Below are 13,190 nucleotides of genomic sequence, written 5' to 3'. Positions count from 1 at the left end.
TAGATAATGTTATATGCACCATACATAATGCTTTAATAAAATTTATTCAAGGGGGTGTACTTAAGGGGGGTAATTAAGGGGGTTTTTGTGAACGAAGGTTTATAAAAGCCTGCACACCCAATTTGTGTTTCTTATAAACGAGACCTTTTCAGGTGTATCTTCATAATACACCGTGCAGACAGAGAGATGTATCCAGCCTGGACCGATACACACACCAATACTAGTGGCCGTATTTGGGGTGCGAAGGGATATGAGAGAGCGTCAGGCGGGCAAAAAAAAGAGTACGATATCTCGCACCCCTAAAAAAAGTGGCGCGCCAGGGAGGATTTGAACCCCCGACACACGGATCCGAAGTCCGATGCTCTATCCGGGCTGAGCTACTGGCGCACGCAAATGATATGTGTTTTTTTCTATATTCTTATACTTTACATTGATCGAAGATACAAGGGAAAACTATTGTCTGTCGGTCCTGTTGTGAGAAAACTGAATGAAGTCCCCCCCCACCCTGATTGTTTCTCGACGGCCGGCTTGTCTGCGTCCGGACATATAGTAGGAATACACACCCGTGACATCCACCCCTCATCCCCCTTCGCCCCCCATCCCCTTTTACGGCTCCCCAACTCCCCGGCCTCCGACCCGTCGTCCGGGGCAGGCTACGACCCCATCTCCTTCGCCCGGAGATACGCCTTCTCAACCGCCTCGATAAACGCACCGCGAACGCCGTTTTTTTCCAGGGTTGCCATCGCCTCGATGGTGGTGCCGCCGGGTGATGTCACGTTATCCTTGAGCCGTCCCGGGTGCTCCCCGGTCTCCAGCACCATGTGGGCCGCACCCATCGCCGTCTTGGCGGCCAGTCTCAGAGCAACGTCCCGGGGGAGCCCCGCCCGCACCCCGCCGTCGGCCATGGCCTCGATGACAAGATAGATATACGCGGGACCGCTGCCGGATACCGCCGTGACGGCGTCCATCTTGTCCTCGGCCACCACCACCGCTTCGCCCACGGCCTCCATGATCCGCCTCACCGTCTGTATCGCCCCGTCATCGGCGTGGGTGCCGGCGGCCAGGGCCGCCATACCGCACCCCACCAGCGCCGGAGTGTTGGGCATCACCCGGACGACGGCGATGTCTTTTCCCACCGCCTCCTCCAGAATCTCCAGCGTTACTCCCGCGGCGATGGAGACCACCAGCACACCCGCAAGCTCATGCGCCACCTCCCGGACGGCCTCTACCGCCAGATGTGGCTTGACGGCGATGAAGAGGACGTCCGCCATTTGCGCGGCTTCATGGTTTGTGTCCGTCGTTCGTATCCCGAAGGTCGTTTTCATATACTCAAGACGCTCCCGTGATACATCCGCGGCGATAATGCGTTCCGGCGTACACATGCCGTTTTTCAGGATACCGCTGATGAGGGCCTCGGCCATCTTGCCGGCGCCGATAAAACCCACATTCATATTCATAGTATCGTTTCCGCTCATGGTGTACTCTCCTGTGCTCGAAAAAACCGCTCTCCGTCGGAATGACCCGAATGTGTGGCGGTCAAATCACGTTGACAATATTAAAAAAAATATGGTAACATTACAAGATTATTTTTATGTTGTTCGCACATAAGGAGCGATGTCTTAGATGAACCAATCGGCGAAAAACATGTCGCTGTGGCTGGTGATTATCCTGGTTGTCATCCTGGCGGTCAGCCTTCTGGCGCCCAAGTCCGAAAAGGAAGAAGAGCTTACCTACACGGAGTTTCTAAAGAAAGTGGAGCTTTCCAGTGACAAACGGATAGACCGTGTGACCATCCAGGGTCGGTGGGTATACGGCGAGAACGCCGAGGGAGACAAATTCAAGACCTACATGCCGGAGCATCCCGGATTTATCGATATATTGATGGAAAACGACGTCACCATAGAGTCGAAAGAGGAGCGCATTCCGTGGTATCAGTCCGGTATCGCCCAGATCGTCCTTCTGGTGCTTATCTTCGGATTTTTCTGGTTCTTTATCATGCGACAGATGCAGTCCCAGGGACCCGGCAAGGCTTTGAGTTTCGGAAAAAGCAAGGCGAGACTCATCGACGAAACCACCAAGAAAGTGACTTTCAACGAGGTTGCCGGCATAGACGAGGCCAAGGAGGAGGTCCAGGAGATCGTCGACTTCCTCAAATCTCCGAAGAAATTCACCCGCCTGGGCGGACGTATCCCCCGGGGCGTGCTGCTTTTGGGATCACCGGGAACGGGAAAGACCCTCCTTGCCAGAGCCATCGCCGGAGAGGCGGACGTCCCCTTCTTCACCATATCCGGCTCGGACTTCGTGGAGATGTTCGTGGGTGTGGGGGCGTCTCGTGTGCGGGACCTCTTCGAGCAGGCCCACAAGAACTCCCCCTGTATCGTGTTCATCGATGAGATCGACGCCGTGGGGCGCCACCGCGGCGCAGGGCTGGGCGGCGGTCACGATGAGCGGGAGCAGACCCTCAACCAGCTCCTGGTGGAGATGGACGGATTCGAAGCCAACGAGGGCATCATCCTCATCGCCGCCACCAACAGGCCGGACGTGCTGGACCCGGCGCTCCTGCGCCCCGGCCGCTTCGACCGGCAGATCATCATACCGAATCCCGATTACCAGGGACGGGCGAAAATCCTGGCGGTTCACTGCCGAAAGGTCCCCCTGGACGATAACGTAAACCTGACGGTGATCTCCCGGGGAACCCCCGGCTTTTCCGGCGCGGACCTGGAAAACCTGGTCAACGAGGCGGCGCTGATCGCCGCCCGGGACGACAAGAAGGCGGTTTCGATGGAGGACTTCGAACAGGCCAAGGACAAGATCCTCATGGGGACCGAGCGCCGCTCCATGATCATCACCGAAGAGGAAAAGCGGCTGACGGCCTACCACGAATCGGGACACACCCTGGTCGCCCGGTTTCTCCCGGGCACCGATCCGGTCCACAAGGTAACCGTCATCCCCCGGGGACGGGCCCTGGGCGTCACCCAGCAGCTCCCCCTGGACGACCGGCACAGTTACAAGCGGGATTTCCTTTTGAAAAAAATCCAGATATACATGGGCGGACGGGCAGCCGAGGAGCTGGTACTGGGTGAGATATCCACCGGCGCCGGCAACGACCTGGAGGTCGCCACCGACATCGCCCGGAAAATGGTCACCGTCTTCGGCATGAGTGAAAAGCTGGGCCCCCTGACCTACGGGAAGAAAGAGGAGATGGTATTTCTGGGTAAAGAGATATCCCAGCAAAAGGACTACAGCGAAAAGACGGCCGAAAAGATCGACGAAGAGATCAAGCGTATCGTCAGCGACTGCTATGAAAAGGCGAAGGCGATCCTTGAAGTGAATATCGACAAGCTCCACAGTCTCGCCAGCGCCCTGCTTGAGCGCGAGGTGCTCTCCGGAGACGAGGTCGACTCGATCCTGGGAACCGGCGCCCTTACAGGGGCGACTTCGTGACGATGCGGTCTCTCTCTCACAACGCACCCGGTCGATTCGAATAACGGCGTCTCCGTCGTCCGTTCAACCGGATGACGGTATGGGCAAAAAACATCATGATACCCCAAAAAATGAAAGAAAACGCCCCGAACGACGCTCCCGCCCTGCGGGAGAGCATCCTCCTTGACCTGGGTGGAAAAACCTGGGATCTGGGCAGGACCACCCTGGTGATGGGCGTTCTCAACGTGACGCCGGACTCCTTCTCCGACGGCGGGGTCTATTCATCCGTAGAGGCCGCCGTCGAACAGGCCATGGCCATGGAACAAGAAGGGGCGCACATCATCGATGTGGGTGGGGAGTCCTCCCGGCCCGGGGCTATGCCTGTGTCCGCCGTTGACGAAATCGCCCGGACGATCCCCGTCATCGAGGGGATCAGGAAGAAGAGCGACATCCCCATCAGCATAGACACCACCAAGGCGGAGGTCGCCGCCCGGGCCGCCGCCGTCGGCGCATCGATCATCAACGATATCACCGCCCTGTCCTTCGATCCGAACATGGCCGAGACCGCGGCGGCCCTGGGCCTGCCGATGGTATTGATGCATATCAAGGGAACGCCCCGGGACATGCAGGACGACCCCCATTATGATGACCTGGTGGGGGAAATCTTCGAGTACCTGAAGAAGGCACTGGCGCGGGCGACGGCCTGCGGGATCGCCCCGGAGAAGATCATCCTGGATCCGGGCATCGGCTTCGGAAAGACCTGTGAGGACAACCTGACCATCATCAGGAACATCCCCGTCTTCGCACGCCTCGGACGGCCCATCCTCATCGGCGCATCCCGAAAGGCCTTCATCGGCGGTATTCTGGGAAAAGATGCACACAACAGGGCCTCGGGCAGCGTGGGGGCCGCGTGCGCCGCCGCCCTGTGGGGGGCGCATATCGTCCGGGTGCACGATGTGGCCCAAACCATCGACGCGCTCAAGGTGGTGGACGCGGTGAGGTGCGGCGTCATGCCGGGCGGTGCATAAGAGGCGACACGGCGCACGAGTCTTACGGCATCTTTCAATGCGTGATATTTCTGACAGAGGAATGTATATATGAAGCGGCTTTTCGGAACAGACGGCATTCGCGGGGTGGCGAACGAGGACCCAATGACCACCGAAATGGCCATGAAGGTGGGACGGGCCACGGCATATATCTTTAAGGGCGACAACCGGCGCCATCGCGTCGTCATCGGCAAGGACACCCGTCTCTCCGGCTACATGCTGGAGACGGCCCTGGCTTCCGGTATCTGCTCGATGGGGGTGGACGTGCTCCTGGTGGGCCCCCTGCCCACTCCGGGCATCGCCTTTATCACCAACAGCATGCGGGCCGACGCCGGCGTGGTCATCTCCGCGTCCCACAATCCCTTTCAGGACAACGGCATCAAGATATTCTCATCGGACGGGTACAAGCTGCCGGACGAAAAAGAGCTGGAAATCGAGAATCTGATCTTTTCGAACACCATCGACAGCCTCAGACCTATCGCGTCCGAAGTCGGTAAGGCCTTCCGCGTGGAAGATGCCGTGGGGCGATATGTGGTGTATCTCAAATCCATTTTTCCGAAAAACATGGACCTTTCCGGGATGAAGATCGTTGTGGACTGCGCCCACGGCGCGGCCTATCGCGTGGCGCCGGCGGTGTTCGAGGAACTGGGGGCGGACGTTATCACCATCGGAAATGAACCGAATGGAGAGAATATCAATGAGGGGTGCGGCTCGCTTTTTCCCGACGTCATCAGTCGCACGGTCAAAGAACACAATGCCGACGTGGGCATCGCCCTGGACGGCGACGCCGACCGGGTGATCATTGTGGATGAAAACGGCAACGAGGTCAACGGCGACCGGATCATGGCGATCTGCGCCCTGGACAAGATGGAGAGACGGGAGCTGACCAGCGGCGTGCTGGTGGCAACGGTCATGAGCAACATGGGCCTTGATCTCTTCATGAAGGAGATAGGCGGCAGCCTCGTGCGTACCGCCGTTGGGGATCGATATGTGCTCGAAAAAATGATCAAGGGCAACTACAGCCTGGGGGGGGAGCAGTCGGGTCACCTGATATTTCTCAACTACAGCACCACCGGCGACGGGGTGCTGGCCGCCCTGAAGCTCCTGTCCGTCATGGTGGGAAAGCAAAAACCGCTCTCCGAGCTCGCCTCCCTCATGACCGAGTTTCCCCAGGTGCTCAAGAACATCGTCGTCCGGGAGAAAAAGGACATCAAGAAAATCCCGGCGATCCAGAGCATCATCACCGATGCCGAGAAACAGCTCGGGAATCGGGGCAGGATACTGGTTCGTTTTTCGGGAACGGAGAAGAAGGCAAGGGTAATGGTGGAGGGCGAGGACGAGGCCTTGATCAACCGTCTGGTGGAAGACGTCGCCGGGATCATCGAGAAGGAGTTGGGATGATCATCGGCATGGGCACCGACGTGCTGGAAATAGACCGGATGGGTCTCGCCATGAAGAGACGGGGAGAGGGTTTCGAGCGGCGGGTATTCACCGAGGCGGAGGCCGCCCTCTGTAAAAGAAGAAAAAACCAGGCGGAATCCTTCGCCGTCCGCTTCGCCGCAAAAGAGGCGACCCTCAAGGCAATGGGCCGGGGCCTGTTCCAGGGCGTGGCGCTCAAGGATATTGAGGTGGTGCACGACCGAAGGGGAAAGCCGGATATCAAACTGACCAACGGGGGGAAAAAACGATTCGAGGAGATGGGGGGAAAGTCCATTTCCATCAGCATGACCCACTCTGGCCTTGTGGCCTTCGCCGTGGTCGTCATCGAAGGCTAGCCAGCATGGGCTGGCTGCCAATATAGTGGTGGAGTGATACTATGGGGGCGCTGAGCAACGATATCAGACGCGTGGAGATTGGGGAAGAAGGGGGGGATCCCTGTATAAATACAATAAGCCCACGACTTACGTTAGGTTCTTTCCACCCCAAGTGTTTAGGGTCACCACTCTATTGGCCGTCAGCCCTGTTGACCCACCACTATTTAGTCCGCCGGCACTGCCGGCCCGGCACGGGCCGGGAGCCGTCATAGCGGGTCGGCAGGGCCGACTGCCGTTATAGTGGTAGAGTGATACGATAGGGGCGCAAAGCGGTGACAGAGGATAATGAAGTTGTTGAGGTGCATAGAGATGCCATCCCTGTAACTTTTCATCACAGTATCAGCCCTCACCGCAGTTTCGGACCACCGCCATAATGGCGACTGGTACTGCCAGCCCGGCAGGGTCGACTCCCTTTATAGCGGTGGAGTGATACGACAGGGGCACAAGAGCGGCGATGCCGGATACGTGGGGATATGGGACGGATGAAAGGGGAAATGAAGGCGGGCGAAATCCGTCAATAGTTCGTTACTAACTAAAATATATTCTAAATATATTTCTTATTCGACGTTTCAACACGCGCCCATACAAGGAGCACCACAAACCGTGCAGCTCGCAACGGCAGCTCATATCAAAGAAATCGACCGCCGGGCCATGGAGGAATATTCCATCCCCGGGGCCGTCCTGATGGAAAACGCCGGCGCCGGCGCCACACGCCTGCTGCTGGAGACTATACCGGAGGCCGCGGGCGGCGTCGTGATCGTCTGCGGCACCGGCAACAACGGCGGCGACGGATTCGTCATGGCCCGCCACCTGACAAACCACGGCATAGACGTCCAGGTCTTCGTCACCGGTACGTTGGAAAAGGTGAGGGAGGGGGAATCGGCCCAGAACCTCGATACGATCAGAAAAATGAACATCGCGGTCGTCGAGACAACCGCTGACGAGGACATCCTGGCCCTGACAGACGCACTGGAGAGGTATCCGGTGGTCGTGGACGCCGTGTTCGGCACCGGCCTCGACCGGGAGATAACGGGGAGGATCGGGCGGATTATCGACTGCATCAACGACGCAAAAGACGACGGGAAGACGGTATTCGCCGTGGACATCCCCTCGGGCATTCATGCGGATACCGGGTCCATTCTCGGCCGGGCGGTTCGGGCGGATATCACCTGTACGTTCGCCCTGCCCAAGCCGGGTCAGCTCGTCCATCCGGGGGCGGCATGCACCGGGAAGCTCTACCTCCTGGACATCTCCATACCCCGCCCCCTGATCGATGCGACGCCCTCATCCCACCACCTCGTCAGCCCGGATCTCTTCTCGGAGCTCTTTTCCCACAGGGATCCGGTGTCTCACAAGGGTACCTACGGACACCTCCTGGTGGTGGCCGGGTCCGAGGGAAAGAGCGGCGCCGCGGCCCTGGCTGGAGAGGCGGCGGTTCGGGCGGGGGCGGGCCTGGTGACCGTCGGCGTACCCCGATCCCTCAATCCCATTCTGGAAGCCAAGCTCACCGAGGCGATGACCCTGCCCCTGCCGGACGATGAGGGGACGCTCGCCTCCGGTGCGGGGGACGCGGTTATGGATTTCCTCGAAGAGCGTTCGGCGGTCAACTCTATCGTCGTGGGGCCGGGACTGAGCACCAGCCGTGGCGCCCGGGAGGCGGTCAGGAGTCTCATCCGGGAAGTCGAGCTCCCGATGGTGCTCGACGCCGACGGCATCAACGTCATCGACTGCATCCCGGAAATCCTCCGGGAGAAAAAGGGGGACATCATCATCACCCCCCATCCGGGGGAGCTGGGAAGGCTTATCGATCGCACCACGGGCGATATCCAGAGAGACCGTATGAACGCCGCCCGGGAGACGGCGGTCACCTACGGCGTGTGGGTGGTGCTCAAGGGCGCCCGGACGATCATCGCGGACCCAGACGGAGCCGTCTACATCGCCACAGGCGGAAACCCGGGCATGGCCACGGGCGGCACGGGCGACGTGTTGTGTGGCCTCATCGGCGGATTTCTCGCCCTGGGGGCCAATCCCCTGACGGCGGCCCTGGCCGGGGTATGGGTGCACAACGACGCCGGGGACCGGGCCGCACAAAAGACGGGGGAGATTTCCCTCTCGGCGGTGGACCTCCTGGACGCCGTCTGTGACGCGACGGGGGCGCTTTCGGGGAAACAGTACGACGAGGTGACGCCCTATGTCCGACGAATCTCCTGAGCGGAGGGACCGGATCCCCGCCCGGGATGCGGTCGTCACGTTCATCCCGGCCATGATTTCCCACTCACCCGAAGAGACCGCCCGGGTGGGTGAGATACTGGGGACATACACGGACCCGGGGCGCCTCCTGGCCCTGCGGGGGGAAATGGGGGCGGGAAAGACCTGTCTCGTCCAGGGAATCGCCAGGGGGATGGGGGTGCCGGGGGACTGTCTTGTCACCAGCCCGACGTTCACCCTCATCAACGAGTATCCCACAAATCGGGGAATTATGCTCTATCACTTCGACCTGTATCGCCTGGGGGATGAGGAGGAGCTTTTTGATCTCGGATACGAGGAATACTGGTTTTCCGACGGCATATCCGCCGTGGAGTGGCCGGAGATCGCGAAGGCGCTCCTGCCGGAAAACAGGATCGACATATATCTATCCATTGTCGGTGACTCGGCACGCTCGATATGGGTCGAGATACTGGGGGAGGGAATACCGGACCTCCACCGGGAATTATTACATCACGCGCAGAACAAGGAGGGATCGTAACACGCTGTGGCATTGATCGTACAGAAATACGGCGGCACGTCGGTGGCCGACCTGGGAAAAATCAAACACGTTGCCGAAAAGGTCAAACAATCCCGTGACGACGGCAACCAGGTGGTGGCCGTCCTGTCGGCCATGGCCGGGGAGACCGATCGACTTGTCGACCTCGCCGGCCAGGCGTCCGGCACACCCAGCGAGCGGGAGATGGACGTGCTGCTCTCCACCGGCGAGCAGGTGACCGTCGCTTTAATGGCCATGGTCCTCAACACCATGAACTGCCCCGCCCGCTCGTATCTCGGCTCCCAGATAAAAATCACCACGGACAACGCATACACCAAGGCCCGCATCACCGGGGTCGACGAACACGCCCTCAGGGGAGACCTCCAGCGGGGAACTGTTGCAATTGTTGCGGGGTTTCAGGGGGTGGATGCGGACGGAAACATCACGACGCTCGGCCGGGGGGGGTCCGACACCACCGCCGTGGCCCTGGCGGCGGCGCTGAAGGCGGATGTCTGTGAGATATACACCGACGTCGACGGCGTGTACACCACCGACCCGAACATCGTCCCCAACGCCCGGAAGCTGGAGCGCATCTCCTATGACGAAATGCTGGAGATGGCGAGTCTCGGGGCGAAGGTGCTTCAGACGAGATCTGTGGAATTTGCAAAGAAATACAACGTGCCCGTTCTGGTGAAGTCGACCTTTACCGACGGCATCGGAACCCTCGTTTCTGTGGAGGATCCAGAGATGGAAAACGTTATCGTTTCGGGTATCGCCTATAACAACGACGAATGCAAGCTGACCATACGCGGCGTGCCGGATCGTCCCGGCGTGGCGTCCCGGGTGTTCGGCACCATCGCCGAGGCGAACATCATTGTCGACATGATCATACAGAACATCAGCGCGGAAAACCTCGCCGATATCACCTTTACCGTGCCGAAGAACGATCTCGCCAAGGCAAAGAATATCCTCACGGAAATACAGAAGGACCTCGGAGCAATGGAGGTCATCGCCGACGAGAACATCGCCAAGGTCTCCATCATCGGGGTGGGCATGCGAAGCCACGCCGGCGTCGCCTCAAAAATGTTCGAGGCCCTGTTCAATGAAAACATCAACATCATCATGATCAGCACCTCCGAGATCAAGGTATCGTGCGCCATCGAGCGCAAGTATTCAGAGCTGGCCGTGCGCGCCCTGCACGACGCGTTCGGCCTGGGAAACGACCTGAAGGTCATGGAAGAAAAACTGTAGGGACATCGGGAAACCATGAGACTTGTCAAGATATACGACACAACACTGAGAGACGGCGCCCAGGCGGAGGACATCGCCTTTATCGTCGAGGACAAGCTGAAGATTGCCAGAAAGCTCGACGATCTGGGCGTGCACTACATCGAGGGGGGCTGGCCCGGCGCCAACCCGAAGGACGACGCTTTCTTCTCCGGCATGAAGGGAGTGCGCCTCAACATCGCCAAGCTTTCCGCCTTCGGCTCCACCCGGAGAAAGGGAAAAGCGGCCAAAGACGACGAGATGATCCAGGCCCTCCTGAAGGCCGAGACGGACGCGATCACCGTCGTCGGCAAGACCTGGGATATCCACGTCTCCACGGCCCTCAATGCGAGTCTCGACGAAAACCTGGATATGATCTCCGATACCTTTTCCTATCTCAAGGGAAAGGCGGCGGAGCTCTTTTTCGACGCCGAGCACTTCTTCGACGGCTTCAAGGCCGACCCGGACTACGCCCTCAAATGCCTCAAGCGGGCCGAGGAAAGCGGCGCGGACGTGCTCGTCTTGTGCGACACCAACGGCGGCGTCATGCCCTGGGAGGTGACGGAGATCGTCGGCCGGATAAAGAAGGAGCTGAAAACGCCCCTCGGCATCCACTGTCACAACGACAACGGCCTGGGCGTGGCCAACAGCCTGGCGGCGATCCTCGCCGGCGCAGACCAGGTCCAGGGGACCATCAACGGATACGGCGAGCGGTGCGGCAACGCGAACCTCTGCACCATCATCGCGAACCTCAAGCTCAAGATGGATATCGAGTGCATCTCCGACAAGCAGCTCGAGCGGCTCCGGGAGGTCTCCCGGTACGTGGACGAGATGGCCAACCGCCTTCCGGACAAGCACCGCCCCTACGTGGGGGAGAGCGCCTTCGCCCACAAGGGGGGCATCCACGTCAGCGCCGTCAAGAAGAACCCCCTGACCTACGAACACATCAACCCGACGCTTGTGGGAAACCAGCAGCGCATCCTGGTCAGCGATCAATCGGGCCTTTCCAATATCCGCTTCAAGGCCGAGCAGTTCGGCATCAACCTGGACGAGCACGCCGACGGCGGTAAAAAACTGATCGAACAGATCAAGATCCTGGAGGAGCGGGGCTACCAGTTCGAGGGGGCCGACGCCTCCTTCGAGATACTCATGAACCGCACCCTGGGGCAGCACACGCCCTATTTCCACCTCCGGGGGTTCCGGGTCATCGTGGAGCGCCGCCAGCAGGAGGCGGAGCCGCTTTCCGAGGCGACCATCATGATAGACGTGGATAACCGCATCGAGCACACCGCGGCGGTGGGCAACGGCCCGGTCAACGCCCTGGACAACGCCATCAGGAAGGCCCTGGAGAAGTTCTATCCGGAGCTGTCGGACATGAAGCTTTTGGACTTCAAGGTCCGGGTGCTCACCACCGAGGACGGCACCAAGGCGGTCGTCCGGGTCCTGATAGAATCGGGAGACAAGGAGGACACCTGGGAGACGGTGGGGGTGGATGAGAACATCATCCAGGCGAGCTGGACGGCCCTGGTGGACAGCATCGAATACAAGCTCCTCAAGGACGAGCGCAAGCGAAGGGTCCTTAAGAAGAAATAACGAACCGTCCGGGGACGGCCGCGAGGAGGGCCGGATTCCGGCTTCTCACAGATGAGCGCAAGAGAAAGGCGTTTGGGAAAACGGAGCGAAAGAACGGAAAGCGATACCGACAAAAAGGGGACACGTCCCCCCGACAGGCCACTGGACCGGGCCGCCCTGTATATCAAGCATGATCGGTCCCGTCCCCCCGAAGCGCATGAGGCGGCGGGACTCATCAGATACCGCGTGGGCGTCATCTTTCTCCTGTCGATCCTCCTGATCGGCATATCCATCCTGACAGTCAAAGACACCATCTGTAACTTCCGATCCCCTGTTAGATCGGCGGGCGTCGTCGTCCGCTCCCCCGAGGGCGATCTCGAGATATACCCCGAGGGCGCAACCATCGCCGAGGCGCTTGACCGCTGGGGTATCGACACCAAGGATCTCACCGAAGAAACCCTCGCCGCCCCCCTCCCCACGGGATGCGCGGTCACGGTGACCGGCAACCCCGACGCGCCGGTGAAATGCGAGCCGTTCTGTGCCCGAGACCTCTTCGTCCTGGGCATCCCGTTCGACATCAACACCGCGTCTGCCGACGATCTCTGTCTCATCCCCGGCATCGGGGAGCGGCTCTCCCGCCGCATCGTCGCCCACCGGGAGGAGCACGGCCCCTTCCTGTGCGCCCGGGACCTGACGGACGTCCCCGGCATCGGCGAGAAAAAATCGGAAACCATTATGAAATATGTCGTGTTTCACGATGTCCTTTACGGCACCGAGGGGGTGAGATGAAAAACCGGCAGGACCGGCTTCCTAGATAGTGGTGGGTTGGGGTGCATGGGACAGAAAAAATCGCAAGTGTAGTCTCAGGCCTGTTGCAATGTCACAGTGAAAACACCCTCTCGCCTCCTTCCCCACCCCATATCTGGAAGGCTTCGACAAAAACCTTGATTACAGAAAAATAGCACGAATTTCCGAGCTGTTGATAATGGACGTCCTGCAGTTCCTGCGGAAAATTGAAGAGCTGTACGACGTGGGAGGGGAAGAAAACCCGGTTGATATTATTTATGAATTCAAGATGGATAGTATAAAAGAGAAACTACCGAAAGACACGGAAGAGATAAAAGCGAAGAGAGAAAGATACGCAAGGAAATGGAAAGGGAGAAAAGGGAGCGGGAGGGGTTTGAGAAATGATGTCGAAACTTGTAGATACAATAAGCGGAAATCTTTGATTTATACCTTAATTGCGGTAGTCACGAGTTGTGTTGACAGTTTGCCTTCCTGCAAGACGGTTCTACTATACTACGCTACGCTTTCCTCGGCTACCGT

At 59.2% G+C, this 13,190-nt stretch carries 11 protein-coding genes and 1 tRNA gene; 10 read left to right on the top strand and 2 right to left on the bottom strand.

Features of this window, described 5'->3' with window-relative positions; all coding sequences use genetic code 11:
* Window positions 1–309 precede the first annotated feature (309 nt).
* Window positions 310–387, bottom strand: a tRNA-Arg gene (locus JW885_09840).
* Window positions 388–653: 266 nt separating this feature from the next.
* Window positions 654–1,457, bottom strand: a complete 804-nt coding sequence (gene proC / locus JW885_09835) for a pyrroline-5-carboxylate reductase (protein MBN1882463.1) — start codon at window positions 1,455–1,457, stop codon at window positions 654–656.
* A gap of 166 nt (window positions 1,458–1,623) precedes the next feature.
* Here proC and ftsH point away from each other — a divergent pair, with 166 nt between their 5' ends.
* From ftsH to JW885_09785, 10 genes are all read left to right on the top strand, one after another.
* The gene (gene ftsH, locus JW885_09830) at window positions 1,624–3,444 is read left to right on the top strand and encodes an ATP-dependent zinc metalloprotease FtsH (GenBank protein ID MBN1882462.1); all 1,821 of its coding nucleotides are present in this window, start codon (window positions 1,624–1,626) and stop codon (window positions 3,442–3,444) included.
* Window positions 3,445–3,554: 110 nt separating this feature from the next.
* Window positions 3,555–4,451 carry a dihydropteroate synthase gene (gene folP / locus JW885_09825; protein ID MBN1882461.1) on the top strand — a complete coding sequence of 299 codons (897 nt, stop codon included), beginning with the start codon at window positions 3,555–3,557 and terminating at the stop codon, window positions 4,449–4,451.
* A gap of 69 nt (window positions 4,452–4,520) precedes the next feature.
* Window positions 4,521–5,870, top strand: a complete 1,350-nt coding sequence (locus JW885_09820; protein ID MBN1882460.1) for a phosphoglucosamine mutase — start codon at window positions 4,521–4,523, stop codon at window positions 5,868–5,870.
* On the top strand, window positions 5,867–6,244 hold the full coding sequence (gene acpS, locus JW885_09815) for a holo-ACP synthase (GenBank protein MBN1882459.1): 378 nt from the start codon (window positions 5,867–5,869) through the stop codon (window positions 6,242–6,244). The genes JW885_09820 and acpS overlap by 4 nt, the downstream gene beginning before the upstream one ends.
* 642 nt (window positions 6,245–6,886) lie before the next feature.
* Entirely contained in the window at window positions 6,887–8,494 is a 1,608-nt protein-coding gene (locus JW885_09810; protein MBN1882458.1) for an NAD(P)H-hydrate dehydratase, read from the top strand.
* The gene (gene tsaE, locus JW885_09805; protein ID MBN1882457.1) at window positions 8,475–9,029 is read left to right on the top strand and encodes a tRNA (adenosine(37)-N6)-threonylcarbamoyltransferase complex ATPase subunit type 1 TsaE; all 555 of its coding nucleotides are present in this window, start codon (window positions 8,475–8,477) and stop codon (window positions 9,027–9,029) included. Before JW885_09810 ends, tsaE begins: the two co-directional genes overlap by 20 nt.
* 6 nt (window positions 9,030–9,035) lie before the next feature.
* Window positions 9,036–10,277 (top strand): aspartate kinase, encoded by a 1,242-nt coding sequence (locus tag JW885_09800; protein ID MBN1882456.1) that lies wholly within the window; start codon window positions 9,036–9,038, stop codon window positions 10,275–10,277.
* Between the two features lie 15 nt (window positions 10,278–10,292).
* Window positions 10,293–11,885: a citramalate synthase gene (locus tag JW885_09795; protein MBN1882455.1), complete on the top strand. Its 1,593-nt coding sequence runs from the start codon at window positions 10,293–10,295 to the stop codon at window positions 11,883–11,885.
* A gap of 51 nt (window positions 11,886–11,936) precedes the next feature.
* On the top strand, window positions 11,937–12,653 hold the full coding sequence (locus JW885_09790) for a helix-hairpin-helix domain-containing protein (GenBank protein ID MBN1882454.1): 717 nt from the start codon (window positions 11,937–11,939) through the stop codon (window positions 12,651–12,653).
* A 196-nt stretch (window positions 12,654–12,849) separates the two neighbouring features.
* On the top strand, window positions 12,850–13,190 hold a 341-nt coding region (locus JW885_09785; GenBank protein MBN1882453.1), incomplete at its 3' end, for a hypothetical protein.

Source organism: Candidatus Zymogenaceae bacterium (assembly GCA_016931225.1).
Classification (GTDB): domain Bacteria; phylum Desulfobacterota; class Zymogenia; order Zymogenales; family Zymogenaceae; genus JAFGFE01.
This window is presented reverse-complemented; position numbering and strand designations above follow the sequence as displayed.

What these genes read in the sequence shown, in the direction of transcription:
- proC (MBN1882463.1), bottom strand. Translation starts at nt 1,457, where the DNA reads ATGAATATGAATGTGGGTTTTATCGGCGCCGGCAAGATGGCCGAGGCC.
- ftsH (MBN1882462.1), top strand. Translation starts at nt 1,624, where the DNA reads ATGAACCAATCGGCGAAAAACATGTCGCTGTGGCTGGTGATTATCCTG.
- folP (MBN1882461.1), top strand. Translation starts at nt 3,555, where the DNA reads ATGAAAGAAAACGCCCCGAACGACGCTCCCGCCCTGCGGGAGAGCATC.
- JW885_09820 (MBN1882460.1), top strand. Translation starts at nt 4,521, where the DNA reads ATGAAGCGGCTTTTCGGAACAGACGGCATTCGCGGGGTGGCGAACGAG.
- acpS (MBN1882459.1), top strand. Translation starts at nt 5,867, where the DNA reads ATGATCATCGGCATGGGCACCGACGTGCTGGAAATAGACCGGATGGGT.
- tsaE (MBN1882457.1), top strand. Translation starts at nt 8,475, where the DNA reads ATGTCCGACGAATCTCCTGAGCGGAGGGACCGGATCCCCGCCCGGGAT.
- JW885_09795 (MBN1882455.1), top strand. Translation starts at nt 10,293, where the DNA reads ATGAGACTTGTCAAGATATACGACACAACACTGAGAGACGGCGCCCAG.
- JW885_09790 (MBN1882454.1), top strand. Translation starts at nt 11,937, where the DNA reads ATGAGCGCAAGAGAAAGGCGTTTGGGAAAACGGAGCGAAAGAACGGAA.